Origin of the sequence: Streptomyces sp. NBC_01264, assembly GCF_026340675.1 — a bacterium.
Lineage (GTDB): Bacteria > Actinomycetota > Actinomycetes > Streptomycetales > Streptomycetaceae > Streptomyces.
This window is the reverse complement of record NZ_JAPEOX010000001.1, coordinates 4,025,056-4,038,341: the sequence shown is the minus strand read 5'-3', so window position 1 is coordinate 4,038,341 and position 13,286 is coordinate 4,025,056. Positions and strand designations below refer to the sequence as shown.

Annotated in this window: 12 protein-coding genes; 9 read left to right on the top strand and 3 right to left on the bottom strand. The window is 71.6% G+C overall.

Going from position 1 to position 13,286, the window contains the following annotated elements; translation table 11 throughout:
* Positions 1 to 19 precede the first annotated feature (19 nt).
* Positions 20 to 514, bottom strand: coding sequence for a metallopeptidase family protein (locus OG435_RS18625; RefSeq protein ID WP_430625652.1), 495 nt, complete (start codon positions 512 to 514; stop codon positions 20 to 22).
* A 114-nt stretch (positions 515 to 628) separates the two neighbouring features.
* Here OG435_RS18625 and OG435_RS18620 point away from each other — a divergent pair, with 114 nt between their 5' ends.
* The 6 genes from OG435_RS18620 to OG435_RS18595 all read left to right on the top strand — a co-directional run bounded on the left by OG435_RS18620 (position 629) and on the right by OG435_RS18595 (position 6,364).
* On the top strand, positions 629 to 1,003 hold the full coding sequence (locus OG435_RS18620) for a DUF3499 domain-containing protein (RefSeq protein WP_266878044.1): 375 nt from the start codon (positions 629 to 631) through the stop codon (positions 1,001 to 1,003).
* Positions 1,004 to 1,081: 78 nt separating this feature from the next.
* A complete protein-coding gene (locus OG435_RS18615; protein WP_266878042.1) occupies positions 1,082 to 2,452 on the top strand; it encodes a phosphomannomutase/phosphoglucomutase in 1,371 nt (456 codons plus the stop codon).
* Positions 2,453 to 2,708: 256 nt separating this feature from the next.
* Positions 2,709 to 2,897 carry a Trm112 family protein gene (locus OG435_RS18610; RefSeq protein WP_266878041.1) on the top strand — a complete coding sequence of 63 codons (189 nt, stop codon included), beginning with the start codon at positions 2,709 to 2,711 and terminating at the stop codon, positions 2,895 to 2,897.
* Between the two features lie 83 nt (positions 2,898 to 2,980).
* The gene (locus OG435_RS18605) at positions 2,981 to 4,114 is read left to right on the top strand and encodes an SIS domain-containing protein (protein WP_266878040.1); all 1,134 of its coding nucleotides are present in this window, start codon (positions 2,981 to 2,983) and stop codon (positions 4,112 to 4,114) included.
* A 39-nt stretch (positions 4,115 to 4,153) separates the two neighbouring features.
* Positions 4,154 to 5,326 (top strand): mannose-6-phosphate isomerase, class I, encoded by a 1,173-nt coding sequence (gene manA / locus OG435_RS18600; protein ID WP_266878039.1) that lies wholly within the window; start codon positions 4,154 to 4,156, stop codon positions 5,324 to 5,326.
* 93 nt (positions 5,327 to 5,419) lie between these two features.
* Entirely contained in the window at positions 5,420 to 6,364 is a 945-nt protein-coding gene (locus OG435_RS18595) for a cation diffusion facilitator family transporter (protein ID WP_266878038.1), read from the top strand.
* A 64-nt stretch (positions 6,365 to 6,428) separates the two neighbouring features.
* On the opposite strand, the gene OG435_RS18590 is transcribed toward OG435_RS18595, so the two are convergent.
* Entirely contained in the window at positions 6,429 to 8,522 is a 2,094-nt protein-coding gene (locus OG435_RS18590; RefSeq protein ID WP_323187844.1) for a fructose-specific PTS transporter subunit EIIC, read from the bottom strand.
* A gap of 365 nt (positions 8,523 to 8,887) precedes the next feature.
* Here OG435_RS18590 and ahcY point away from each other — a divergent pair, with 365 nt between their 5' ends.
* Together ahcY and OG435_RS18580 are read left to right on the top strand one after the other, a co-directional pair.
* Complete coding sequence (ahcY, locus tag OG435_RS18585) at positions 8,888 to 10,339, top strand: adenosylhomocysteinase (RefSeq protein WP_266878036.1); 1,452 nt, start codon at positions 8,888 to 8,890, stop codon at positions 10,337 to 10,339.
* Between the two features lie 120 nt (positions 10,340 to 10,459).
* Entirely contained in the window at positions 10,460 to 11,098 is a 639-nt protein-coding gene (locus OG435_RS18580; protein WP_266878034.1) for a hypothetical protein, read from the top strand.
* On the opposite strand, the gene OG435_RS18575 is transcribed toward OG435_RS18580, so the two are convergent.
* On the bottom strand, positions 11,095 to 12,006 hold the full coding sequence (locus OG435_RS18575; RefSeq protein ID WP_266878032.1) for an RDD family protein: 912 nt from the start codon (positions 12,004 to 12,006) through the stop codon (positions 11,095 to 11,097). The genes OG435_RS18580 and OG435_RS18575 overlap by 4 nt on opposite strands.
* A gap of 118 nt (positions 12,007 to 12,124) precedes the next feature.
* Between OG435_RS18575 and OG435_RS18570 the strand changes: the two genes are divergently transcribed.
* On the top strand, positions 12,125 to 13,132 hold the full coding sequence (locus tag OG435_RS18570) for a stage II sporulation protein M (RefSeq protein ID WP_266878030.1): 1,008 nt from the start codon (positions 12,125 to 12,127) through the stop codon (positions 13,130 to 13,132).
* The last annotated feature ends 154 nt before the right edge of the window (positions 13,133 to 13,286 follow it).

Genomic DNA, 13,286 nt, shown 5'->3' with positions numbered 1-13,286 from the left:
GGGCCAGGGCCCCGGACTCCTAGTCCGACCCGTACCGCGGATCCACCGTCTCGGGCGACAGCCCGAGCAACTCCGCGACCTGCTCCACCACGATCTCGTGCACCAGCATCGCCCGCTCGTCCCGAGACTTCGCCCGAATCTCCACCGGCCGCCGGAACACCACGATCCGCGCCGGCCGCCCACCCGAGGCCTCCGCCAACGCCCCCAGCGGCACCGCTTCGTCGTTCCACCCGGTCTCCGCGCCCCCCGGCGCCCCCGGTACGTCGCCGATCATGAACTCCACCTCGGCCAGCTGCGGCCACCGCCGTTCCAGCCGCTCCACGGAGTCCCGTACGAGGTCCCCGAAGAGCTCCCCCCGGCTGGCCGACAGCGGAACCTGCGGAGGAGCCACCGGCCCGCGCATCCCGCGCCCGTGCCGGTCGCGCCGCCGCACCCGTGGCTCACCAGCGGGGGACCCGCCGGGCAGGGAGGCGGCAGGGGGCACGGGAGGGGGAGGCAGAGTGCTGTCCGTCACCCCCGCAGGGTAGCCCGCGCATCCGCGCCGGGGCGGGGGAGATCGGACGACACGGGGGAGCGACGGGGGGAGCGTCGTCGCGGCCCGGTCAAGAGTGCGGTACGGTCCAACGTCGTGAGCCTTGTACGTCGCTGTTCGCGCACCGCGTGCGGCCGCCCTGCCGTCGCGACTCTGACGTACGTCTACGCCGATTCGACCGCAGTTCTCGGCCCGCTCGCCACCTACGCCGAACCCCACTGCTACGACCTCTGCGCCGAGCACTCGGAGCGCCTGACGGCCCCGCGCGGCTGGGACGTCGTACGCCTCACCGACGGGTCGGCGCCCTCGCGTCCCACTGGTGACGACCTCGAAGCCCTCGCCAACGCCGTGCGCGAGGCGGCGCGCCCGCCGGAACGCGCGGCCGGGGCGGGCGGCGCAGGTCAGGGCGGTCCCACCACCGGGGAGACCCGTCGCGGACACCTGCGCGTCCTGCGTTCGCCGGATTCCTGACATTCGGTTGATCTGAAAAGCCGCGCTGCGTCCACGGTAGGTTTGCTTCACCGCACATGACCTTCAGGAGGGCAGGCAGTGGCCACCGATCTTTCGAACATCGTCAAGGCGTACGACGTACGGGGCGTTGTGCCGGACGAGTGGGACGAGCACCTGGCCGAACTGTTCGGTGCCGCCTTCGTCGAGGTGACCGGTGCCTCGGCGATCGTCATCGGCCACGACATGCGGCCCTCCTCCCCGGCCCTGTCCGGCGCCTTCGCCCGCGGCGCGGCCGCCCGCGGCGTCGACGTCACCCTCATCGGGCTGTGCTCCACCGACCAGCTGTACTACGCCTCCGGCAAGCTGAACCTGCCCGGCGCGATGTTCACGGCCTCGCACAACCCGGCGCGGTACAACGGCATCAAGCTCTGCCGGGCCGGCGCCGCCCCGGTCGGCCAGGACACCGGCCTCTCCACGATCCGCGAGCTCGCCGAGAAGTGGAGCGACGAGGGCGCCCCGGCGATCCCCGCCGGCACCGTCCCGGGCACCGTCACCGAGCAGGACACCCTCACCGGCTACGCCGACCACCTGAAGGGCCTGGTCGACCTCACCGCCGTCCGCCCGCTCAAGGTGGTCGTCGACGCGGGCAACGGCATGGGCGGGCACACCGTCCCCACCGTCTTCACGGGCCTCCCGCTGGACGTGGTCCCCATGTACTTCGAACTGGACGGGACCTTCCCGAACCACGAGGCCAACCCCCTCGACCCGAAGAACATCGTCGACCTCCAGGCCCGCGTCCTGGCCGAGGGCGCCGACCTCGGCATCGCCTTCGACGGCGACGCCGACCGCTGCTTCATCGTCGACGAGCGCGGCGAGGGCGTCTCCCCGTCCGCCATCACCGCACTGGTCGCGGCCCGCGAACTGGCCCGCAACGGCGGCACCGGCACCGTGATCCACAACCTGATCACCTCCTGGTCCGTGCCCGAGGTCGTCCGCGAGAACGGCGGCACCCCCGTCCGCACCCGCGTCGGCCACTCCTTCATCAAGGAGGAGATGGCCAAGTCCGGCGCCATCTTCGGCGGCGAGCACTCGGCGCACTACTACTTCAAGGACTTCTGGAACGCGGACACCGGCATGCTCGCCGCGCTCCACGTCCTGGCGGCCCTCGGCGGCCAGGACGGCCCCCTCTCGGAGCTGGTCTCCTCCTACGACCGCTACGCGGGCTCGGGGGAGATCAACTCGACCGTCGCCGACCAGACGGCCCGCCTCGCCGCCGTCAAGGCGGCCTACGGCTCCACCGAGGGCGTCACCCTGGACGAACTGGACGGCCTCACCGCGACCAGCACCGACTGGTGGTTCAACGTCCGCGCCTCCAACACCGAGCCGCTCCTGCGCCTGAACGTGGAGGCCCGGGACGAGGCCACCCTCGCCAAGGTCCGCGACGAGGTCCTGGCGCTCATCCGCGCGTAGTGCTGCACAGCCGGGGCGCGCTGCGCGCACGCCCCGGCCGCCCGTACTTCCAGGCCCCGGCAGGCAAAAATCAGCCCCGCCGGCGTTTGAGTCGCGGGGTCCGGGGCGGAGCCCCGGCAGTGCCGCCGCACCCGATGTCCGCCGTACCGCCGAGCCCTCCTCCACCCGCCACCCGAGGTACTCCTCAACCCGTCACCAGAGGTGACTCGGCGGTACGCTGACCAGGCCACATCCACATCCCCGAAGGGAACCGCACATGCCGCTCGAAGCCGGCCTCCTGGAGATCCTCGCCTGCCCCGCCTGCCACTCGCCCCTGGAGGACAAGTCGGCCGACGAGCAGAGCCCCGAGCTGATCTGCACCGGAGGCCAGGACTGCGGTCTCGCCTACCCGGTCCGCGACGGCATTCCGGTACTCCTCGTCGACGAGGCGCGCCGCCCCGCCTGAGCCTCCTACCGCCACCCGGTGCCAAAGCCGAGACTGGTTCCGTCACCACACAGGTTCCGTCACAGACACAGCCGGAGGCCGCCATGCTCGACGAGTCACTCCTCGACGCACCTGACGATCTCGCCCGCGCCGACCGCCGCGGTCTGCTCCGCGGCGCCGCCGACGCCGGCGCACGGGTACGCACCGCGGCCCGGCACGCCGCCGAGGCCGGCATCGCGGACCTGCGCCCGGACGGCCGCCCCCGGGCGGTCCTCATCGCCGGGCCGGGTACCGCCGCCACCGGGGTCGCCGATCTGCTCGGCGCGCTCGCCGGAGCCTCCGCACCCGTGATCCGGCTGCACCCGACCGGCGTCGCGCACGCCGCCGGGGCCCTGCGCTGGACCCTGCCCGGCTGGGCCGGCCCCGTCGACCTGCTGCTCATCGCCACCACCGACGGAACCGAGCCCGGCCTCGCGGTCCTCTCCGAGCAGGCCTACCGGCGCGGCTGCACCGTCGTCGCCGTCGCCCCCGAGCGCTCGCCGCTGAGCGAAGCGGTGGACGGCGCGCACGGGCTCCTCGTACCGATGGCCAAGGCCCCGTACCAGGAGTACGACGAGTCGGCCGCGGCCGGCCCCGGCGCCCTCTGGGCCCTGCTGACCCCGCTGCTGGTGCTCCTCGACCGGGTCGGCCTGATCACCGCCGCCCCGCACACCCTGCAGCTCGTCGCCGACCGGCTCGACCGCACCGCCGAACGCTGCGGCCCCGCCATCGTCACCTACTCCAACCCGGCCAAGACCCTGGCCTCCGAGCTCGCCGACTCCCTCCCGCTCATCTGGAGCGAGGGCGCCGCCGCCGGACCCGCCGGGCGCCGCTTCGCCGCCACCCTCGCCGAACTCGCCGGCCGGCCCGCACTCGCCGCCGACCTTCCCGAGGCCCTGCCGGCCCACGGGGTCCTGCTCGCCGGCGATTTCGCCGCAGGCGCCGACCCCGAAGACTTCTTCCGCGACCGAGTGGAAGAACCGCAGGCCCTTCGCGCACGCATCGTCCTGCTGCGCGACAGGCCCGCAGGCGGACTGACAGCCGCCCCTGCCGCACGAGAGCTCGCCCTCAGCCACGACACGGCCATCAGCGAGCTCGAACCGGAGGAGGGCACAGAGCTGGAGCAGCTCGCCGAACTCCTCGCCGTCACGGATTTCGCCACCGCCTACCTGGCGTTGGCCTCCGGGGGACACAGCTGAGGCGCACGCACGCGCGCCTCTCACCCAGGAAGACGACCGATGGACCGCCTCACGAACACGATCCGCCCCTACGCCTGGGGATCGCCCACCGCGATCCCCGAGCTCCTCGGAGTCGCGCCCACCGGCGAACCCCAGGCCGAGATGTGGATGGGCGCGCACCCGGGCGCCCCCTCCCGCCTCGACCGCGGAGCGGGCGAGCGCGCCCTCTCGGACGTCATCGCGGCCGACCCCGAAGGCGAGCTGGGAGTCGCAGCCGTCGCCAAGTTCGGCCCCCGGCTGCCTTTCCTCCTCAAGCTCCTCGCCGCCGGCGCCCCGCTCTCCCTCCAGGTCCACCCCGATCTCACCCAGGCGAAGGCCGGGTTCGAGGACGAGGAGCGCCGCGGCGTCCCCATCGACGCGCCGGACCGCAACTACAAGGACGCCAATCACAAGCCCGAGCTGGTCTGCGCCCTCACCCCCTTCGAGGGCCTGTCCGGGTTCCGCCCGGCGCTGGAGGCCGCCGCCCTGCTGGAGGGCCTCGGCGTCAACTCCCTGAAGCCCTACGCCGACCTCCTGCGGGCACACCCCGAAGAGGCGGCCCTGCGCGAGGTGCTCACCGCCGTCCTGACCTCCGACCGCGCCGAGATGGCCCGTACGGTCACCGAGGCCGCGGCCGCCGCCGAGCGACTCGGCGGCCCGTACGCCCCGTACGCCGGACTGGTCCACCACTACCCGGGCGACCCGGGCGTCATCGCCGCGATGCTCCTCAACCACGTGCAACTCCAGCCCGGCGAAGCCATCTTCCTCGGCGCCGGCATTCCGCACGCCTACCTCGACGGCCTCGGCGTGGAGCTCATGGCCAACTCCGACAACGTCCTGCGCTGCGGGCTCACCCCCAAACACGTCGACGTGCCGGAGCTGCTGAAGATCGTCGTCTTCGAGCCCGGCGACCCCGGAGTCCTGCGCCCGGAGGGCAACGGCGAGGAGGTCTACGAGACCCCCATCGACGAGTTCCGGCTCTCCCGCTTCGTCCTGGCCCCCGGCGGCGCCCCCCGGGTGGTCCCCGACGCCACCGCGCAGATCCTGCTGTGCACGGCGGGCTCCCCGACGGCGGGCTCCGTGAAGTCCGGTGAACTGACCCTGGCCCCCGGCGAATCGGTCTTCGTACCGGCCGGCGAAAAGGTCGAACTGTCCGGAACCGGCACCGTCTTCCGTGCCACTGTGGTGGTCTGACGTACCGTCCCTCTCGGTGGCTGTGAGAATCTGCGGCCGTAGCGCGGCGTCCCGGCCCGGGGCGCCGCACCGAGGAAGGGACACATCGCAACCATGAGCGCGTCGGGCGGTACCAAGGCGATCGTGGCGGCACTCGCCGCCAATCTGGCCATCGCGGTAGCCAAGTTCGTGGCCTTCGTCTTCAGCGGCTCGTCCTCGATGCTCGCGGAAAGCGTCCACTCGCTGGCGGACTCCGGAAACCAGGGCCTGCTCCTGCTGGGCGGCAAGAAGGCCCAGCGCGAGGCGACTCCGGAACACCCCTTCGGATACGGGCGCGAGCGCTACATCTACGCCTTCCTCGTCTCCATCGTGCTGTTCACCGTCGGTGGCATGTTCGCCATCTACGAGGGCTACGAGAAGATCCACGACCCGCACGAGATCACCCACTGGTACTGGCCGGTCGGCGTCCTGCTCTTCGCGATCGTCGCGGAGTCCTTCTCCTTCCGCACCGCGATCAAGGAGTCGAACGAGATCCGCGGCAGCCTCACCTGGGGCCAGTTCATCAAGCGCGCCAAGGCCCCCGAGCTCCCCGTGGTCCTCCTCGAAGACCTCGGCGCCCTCATCGGCCTCGTCCTCGCCCTCGCGGGCGTCGGCATCGCCCTACTGACCGGCAACGGCGTCTGGGACGGCATCGGCACCCTGTGCATCGGCGTCCTGCTGATCGTCATCGCCATCGTGCTCGCCGCCGAGACCAAGTCCCTGCTGCTCGGCGAGGCCGCCGGCACCGAGGACGTGGCGAAGATCAAGGCGGCCGTCGTCGACGGCGACGTGGTCACCGGCGTCATCCACATGCGCACCCTGCACCTGGGCCCCGAGGAGCTCCTGGTCGCCGCGAAGATCGCCGTCCAGAGCGACGACACCGCGACGGAGGTGGCCAACGCCATCAACGCCGCCGAGGCCCGCATCCGCGCGGCGGTCCCGATCGCCCGCGTGATCTACCTGGAGCCCGACATCTACAACGCCGAGGCCGCGGCCAAGGGCACCAACCCGGGCGTCTGACCCGCACCCCGGCACGACGAGGCCCCCCTGCACGCGTGCAGGGGGGCCTCGTCGTGTCCTGCTGCTACTGGATCTCGCGCAGCACGTCCAGGATCGCGGCCTTGCCGGGGGCGGCCTGCAGGCGCTCCCGGAAGCCGGTGTCCATCAGCTTGCGCGACAGCAGTGCCAGGATCCGCAGGTGCTCGTCCCCGGCCGCGGCCTCCGGTACGGAGATCATGAAGACCAGCCTGGCCTTCGTCCCGTCCAGCGCGCCCCACTCGATGCCCTCGTCGGACCGGGCGAAGCCCACCGTCGGGCGGCTCACCGCGTCCGTCTTGGCGTGCGGGATGGCGATGGACTCGCCGAGGCCGGTCGTGCCCTGCGCCTCCCGGGCCAGGGCGACCCGTACGAGCTCGTCCACGTCGGTGACGTTGCCGGTCGTGGCCAGCATCTCCGCCATCTCGCGGATCGCGGCCTCCTTGGAACCGGAGGACAGCTCCGTCTTCACGGTCTGCTCGGTGAGGTACCCGGACAGCACCTCCGGGGTCCCGCCCGCGGCCACCGGAGCCGCGGCCGCCGGCTGCTGTGCCCGTACGGCCGCAACGGCCGCTCCCGCACCCGCGGCGGAAGCCGCACCGCCACCACCGCCGGCGCCCACGGGGACACCCGCGCCGACCAGGGCCGGCTCCGGCGCGAGACCCGCGGACCCGCCGCCGATCACGCCCTCCCGGCGCAGCTTGAACTCGATCAGGGCGTTCGTCGCCAGGGCGGTCACGACCGCACCGGCCGCGATGGCCACGAAGAACATCGCGACGCCGCTGATCGCACCGAACAGCGAGACGATCGGGCCGCCGTGCGGCACGGAGTCCTGGACCCCGGCCACACCGGCGATCGCACCGGCCACCGCGCCGCCGAGCATGTTGGCGGGGATGACCTGGGCGGGCCGGGCCGCGGCGAAGGGGATCGCTCCTTCGGAGATGCCGAAGAAGCCCATGAACAGGGCGGCGAGGCCGGTTTCCTTCTCCTCGTCGCTGTAGAGCTTGCGGCGCAGCAGCGTGGCCAGGCCCTGGCCGAGCGGCATGACGGGGATGGCCGCGGCGGCCATGCCCATGACGTGGTTGTTGGTGCCGATGAGTCCGACGGCGACGAGGAAGGCGGTCTTGTTGACCGGACCGCCCATGTCGAAGGCGATCATCAGGCCGATGATGGTGCCCAGCACGATCGCGCTGGATCCGGTCATCCCGTTCAGCCAGCTGGTCAGGTGCGTGAAGACCCAGGAGATCGGTTGCCCGATCACATAGATGTAGAACAGGCCCAACGCCACGGTCGACACGATCGGGATCACGATGATCGGCATGATCGGCTGGATGACCTTGGGGACCTTGACCTTCTTGATCCACATGACCAGATAGCCCGCGAGGAAGCCCGTCGCGATGGCGCCCAGGAAGCCGGCGTTCGCATCGGCCCCGTAGATGTGCACGGCGTCCGCGGCGAGGAAGCCGCCGATCATGCCGGGTACGAGGGCGGGCCGGTCGCCCAGTGCGTAGGCGATGTAGCCGGAGAAGATCGGCAGCATCAGGGAGAAGCCGGTCACGCCGAGCTTGTTGACGTAGAACCAGAAGGTCCCGTCGGGAATGACCAGCCCGCCCTTGGCGTCCGGGTGCCCGCCGAGGGACAGCGAGACGGCGAGCAGCAGACCGCCCACGACCACGAACGGGATCATGTGCGAGACGCCGTTCATCAGCGCCTTGTACGCCTGACTGCGCTGGTGGCCGCCACCGGCGCCACCGCCCGAGCCCGCCGCCGCCGAGGTCCCGGCCTGCACCGGCGCGCTCTGGGCGCGCTGGATCAGCTCCTCCGGCTTGTGGATGCCGTCCGCGACGCCCGTGGAGAGGACCCGCTTGCCGGCGAACCGGTCGAGGTCGACCTCCTTGTCGGCGGCGATGATGACGGCGTCCGCTTCCCTGACATCGTTGTCAGAGAGCACGTTCTCGGCCCCGATCGAGCCTTGGGTCTCCACCTTGATCGAGACGCCGAGACGCTCGCCGGCCTGCTGGAGCTTCTCCGCGGCCATGTACGTGTGCGCGATACCGGTGGGGCACGCGGTAACGGCGACGATCTTCACGGGCTTGCGCCCGCTCGCGTCCCCGCCTTCGGGAGGGCCTGCCGGACTGGTCACTGGAATCTCCTCACGACACGTACGTTGCCTTGCGGGATCGTGCTTACAACCCGACCCCACGGCATCGTCGCGCATGTAAGGGTGTGATCAAAAGTCCGAAAGGCCCCTAAAACTCCGCCAGAGGCCCTCAACCCGTCCCGCAGCCCGGCCGGGACTTGCCTCCCAGTCACCTGGGCCGCGCTCCGCCGATCGGTGTAGCTTGGTCATCAGTGTCAGGCGTCGCTGCTGATGGCGGTCGGGCGGTCTTCGCGACCGGCCGAGGGGAGAGAGGACCCCCGACGGACTGAGCGCCACGTGCGACGTCTTGACGACGGTGCACTGCTCAGCCGTACCCACCTCTCTACAGCACGAGGAGCAGCACACACATGACTGCCGCTTTCACCGACTTCAAGGTCGCGGACCTCTCCCTCGCCGTCTTCGGACGCAAGGAGATCACCCTCGCCGAGCACGAGATGCCCGGCCTCATGTCGATCCGCCGGGAGTACGCGGCCACCCAGCCGCTCGCCGGCGCCCGCGTCACCGGCTCCCTGCACATGACCGTGCAGACCGCCGTCCTCATCGAGACCCTCGTCGCCCTCGGCGCCGACGTCCGCTGGGCCTCCTGCAACATCTTCTCCACCCAGGACCACGCGGCCGCCGCCATCGCGGTGGGCCCGACCGGCACCGCGGAGAACCCGCAGGGCGTCCCCGTCTTCGCCTGGAAGGGCGAGACGCTGGAGGAGTACTGGTGGTGCACGGAGCAGGCGCTGACCTGGCCGAACACCCCCACCGGCGGCCCGAACATGATCCTCGACGACGGTGGCGACGCCACCCTCCTCGTCCACAAGGGCGTCGAGTTCGAGAAGGCCGGCTCCGCCCCGGACCCGTCGACGGCGGACTCCGAGGAGTACGCGAACATCCTCACCCTCCTCAACCGCACCCTGGGCGAGAACCCGCAGAAGTGGACGCAGCTCGCGTCCGAGATCCGCGGCGTGACCGAGGAGACCACCACCGGTGTCCACCGCCTCTACGAGATGATGGCCGAAGGCACCCTGCTCTTCCCGGCGATCAACGTGAACGACGCCGTCACCAAGTCGAAGTTCGACAACAAGTACGGCTGCCGCCACTCCCTCATCGACGGCATCAACCGCGCCACCGACGTCCTCATCGGCGGCAAGACGGCCGTGGTCTTCGGCTACGGCGACGTCGGCAAGGGCTGCGCCGAGTCCCTGCGCGGCCAGGGCGCCCGCGTCATCGTCACCGAGATCGACCCGATCTGCGCCCTCCAGGCGGCCATGGACGGCTACCAGGTCGCGACGCTGGACGACGTCGTCGAGAAGGCCGACATCTTCATCACGACCACGGGCAACAAGGACATCATCATGGCCGCCGACATGGCCAAGATGAAGCACCAGGCCATCGTGGGCAACATCGGCCACTTCGACAACGAGATCGACATGGCCGGTCTCGCGAAGATCGAGGGCATCGTCAAGGACGAGGTCAAGCCCCAGGTCCACACCTGGAAGTTCCCCGACGGCAAGGTCCTCATCGTCCTGTCCGAAGGCCGCCTCCTGAACCTGGGCAACGCCACCGGTCACCCGTCCTTCGTGATGTCGAACTCCTTCGCGGACCAGACCCTGGCCCAGATCGAGCTCTTCACCAAGCCGGCCGAGTACCCCACCGACGTCTACGTGCTCCCCAAGCACCTCGACGAGAAGGTGGCCCGCCTCCACCTCGACGCCCTCGGCGTCCGCCTGACCACCCTGCGCCCGGAGCAGGCCGCGTACATCGGCGTGGACGTCGCGGGCCCGTACAAGCCGGACCACTACCGCTACTGATCCCCACGGATCCGCAGCACCAGCAGCACCCGGCAGCACCACGCGTCAGGCCCCCGGCACCCGTGCCGGGGGCCTGCCCCGTACCCGACCGCAACCCAGGGACACCCAGAAAGACGCCCCATGCCCCGAGGCCGCTACGCGCTCCACGACCCGCACGACCACACCCCCCTCGGCGAGGAGCACTTCCACTGCGCCCCGGGCCCCTCCGGCTGGCGCTACGTCTCCCAGCTCACCGCGCCCGACGGTGCGCACCGCGGCTCCGTCGACCTGGCCGTCGACGAGCTGGGCCGCCCCATCCGCCTCGAGGTCAACGCCTCCAGCTGGCAGGTCCGCGGCGCCGCCATCGACGGGATCACCTGGGTCCGCACCGACCCCGCCGGAGCCGAGGCCACCGAGGGCAACGTCCCCGGGGCCGCCGGCTTCACCGGCACCTCCCCGGCCTTCCTCGTCGCCACGGCCCGGCTGCTGCGCCTGGCCCCCGGCGCCCCCGCCACCCGCGTCCGCCTCGTCGCCCTGACCGACCCCGTCCTGGCGGCCCGTACGACCGACCAGGCCTGGGCCCTAGTCGACCGCGCGGAGCACCCCACGGACAGCGGCCCGCTGCTGGTCGACGAGTACCGGGTCACCGCCCTGGACACCGGCGAGGTCCACACGGTCCACATCGCGGGCGACGTGGTCCTCTCGGCCCCCGGCATCGAACTCGAACACCTGGAGACCCCGCCGTCGGCCTTCCCCGAAGCATCGTCCGACCAGGCCTAGGCGGGCGGCGCGAACCCCGTCGCCTTCGGCGGGTCCACGTGCACCGGTACGGGTACGGGCGCCACCGGAGCCGCGGCGGGCACCACGGCCGGCACCACCACGGGCGCGGGCTGCCCGTACGGCTGCCCGTACGGAACGGGAGCCGCCCTGGGCGCGGGCTGCTGCCGGAAGGCCCGGGCTGCGTCCCGCGACTGCCGCTCGTGCACCACGGCCATCAGGAACGCGGCGGCGGGCACCCCGACCGGCGGCGGAGCCCCCGTACGCGCCACCAGATCGTCCGCGAGCCGGGCCGCCATCGAGGCGCCCACCTGCGGATCCAGCTGGTCCATGCGCGTCAGGTACTGCCGGATCGCCAGCCACAGCCCGTCCGGCACCGCGGACAGGTCCAGCCCGCCGAACCGCCCGGCCAGCCACGGAGGCGGCGGCGGCACCGGCATGACCCGCGCACCCGGCACCCGCTCCCGGACGACCAGCGTCCCCGCGAACACGTCCCCGAGCCGCCGGCCCCGCTCGGAGCACAGCGAGGCGATGCACGCCACCGACCCGAAGGTCATCAGCAGTTCGAAGACCCCGAAGGCCCCGCGCACCAGCGCGTGCCGGAAGCGGATCGGCCCGCCGTCGTCACGCACCACGCGCAGCCCGCACGCGAGCTTGCCCAGCGAACGTCCGTGGCTCAGCGTCTCCACCGCGATCGGCACGCCGACCAGGACGAGGACGAACGAGGCCACCGACACGGCCGCCTGGGCCGCGCCGTCCATGGAAGCGGTGGCGAGGACCAGCCCGAGGGAGATCAGCAGGTATCCGGCGACGTACACGAGCAGGTCGAGCAGGATCGCCAGCGCCCGGCTCGGCAGCCTCGCCGGCCGAAGCCCCAGGACGACCGCGTCCCCCGTCACCAGATCGCTCACCGATGCACACACCCCTTCACGTGACCTGCCCCGCCCCATCGGCCTCCAGTCTGCCAAGCTGACGAAGCAAGCAGTAGGAGAAACCGGTAGGGATCAGGGGCAGGGGAGCGCCAAGCACATGGATCTCGACGTCTTCGTTGCGGCCCACCAGTCCGAGTGGGCCCGCCTGGAGCAGCTCCTGGGCCGCGGTCGCCGCCTCACGGGAGCCGAGGCCGACGAGCTCGTCGCGCTCTACCAGCGCACGGCCACCCACCTCTCCCTCGTCCAGTCCAGCACCCCGGACCCGATGCTCACGGGCCGCCTGACCCAGCTGGTCGCCCGCGCCCGCGCCACCGTGACGGGCGCCCGCCGGTCCGGCTGGCGCGACGCGGCCCGTTTCTTCACGTCGGGCTTCCCGGCGGCCGTCTACCTCAGCCGCCGCTGGTGGATACCCACGGCTCTGCTCTCGACGGCCGTGGGCGTGCTCGTCGGCTGGTGGATAGCCACCCACCCGGAGATCCAGAGCGCCATCGGGGCTCCGGAGGACCTGAAGGAGATGACGAAGCCGGGCGGCGGGTACGAGACGTACTACTCCAGCCACCCGGCGGCCTCCTTCGCGGCCCAGGTCTGGACGAACAACGCCCAGGCGGCCGCGATCTGCTTGGTCCTGGGCGGCTTCCTGGGCCTGCCGGTCCTGTACATCCTGTGGCAGAACATGCTGAACCTGGGCGTCGGCATCGGCCTGATGTCCTCGGCCGACCGCCTCGACGTCTTCCTCGGTCTGATCCTCCCGCACGGCCTGCTCGAACTGACGGCGGTCTTCGTAGCCGCCGGTACGGGCCTGCGCCTCGGCTGGACGGTCATCGACCCCGGCCACCGCACCCGCCGCGTGGCCCTGGCCGAACAGGGCCGCGCCGCCCTCGGCATGGCCATCGGCCTGGCAGCGGTCCTCTTCCTCTCGGGCCTGATCGAAGGCTTCGTCACCCCCTCCGGCCTGCCCACCTGGGCCCGCATCGGCATCGGCGTGGCCGCCGAGGCCGCCTTCCTGCTCTACGTCTACGTCCTGGGCGGCCGCGCGGCCCGAGCCGGCGACACGGGGGACGTGGAACACGCCGACCAGACGGCGACGCTCCCCACCGCGGCCTGATGTGCGTACGAGCATGCTGAGCTGCTAGTCTCCTCGTCGTCCCGCAAACACCGTTGACACGGTGGCTGCGGGGAGGTAGATTCGAAGGGTTGCCTCGAACTGGACAAGTTCGGCAGCGATGGTTTAAAGTCTTTCTCGCCCCCCAGGAATTGAA

Bases quoted from the DNA above. Each gene is read 5' to 3' on its own strand.
- OG435_RS18580 (WP_266878034.1), top strand. From the start codon at position 10,460: ATGCCCCGAGGCCGCTACGCGCTCCACGACCCGCACGACCACACCCCC.
- ahcY (WP_266878036.1), top strand. From the start codon at position 8,888: ATGACTGCCGCTTTCACCGACTTCAAGGTCGCGGACCTCTCCCTCGCC.
- OG435_RS18570 (WP_266878030.1), top strand. From the start codon at position 12,125: ATGGATCTCGACGTCTTCGTTGCGGCCCACCAGTCCGAGTGGGCCCGC.
- manA (WP_266878039.1), top strand. From the start codon at position 4,154: ATGGACCGCCTCACGAACACGATCCGCCCCTACGCCTGGGGATCGCCC.
- OG435_RS18595 (WP_266878038.1), top strand. From the start codon at position 5,420: ATGAGCGCGTCGGGCGGTACCAAGGCGATCGTGGCGGCACTCGCCGCC.
- OG435_RS18605 (WP_266878040.1), top strand. From the start codon at position 2,981: ATGCTCGACGAGTCACTCCTCGACGCACCTGACGATCTCGCCCGCGCC.
- OG435_RS18610 (WP_266878041.1), top strand. From the start codon at position 2,709: ATGCCGCTCGAAGCCGGCCTCCTGGAGATCCTCGCCTGCCCCGCCTGC.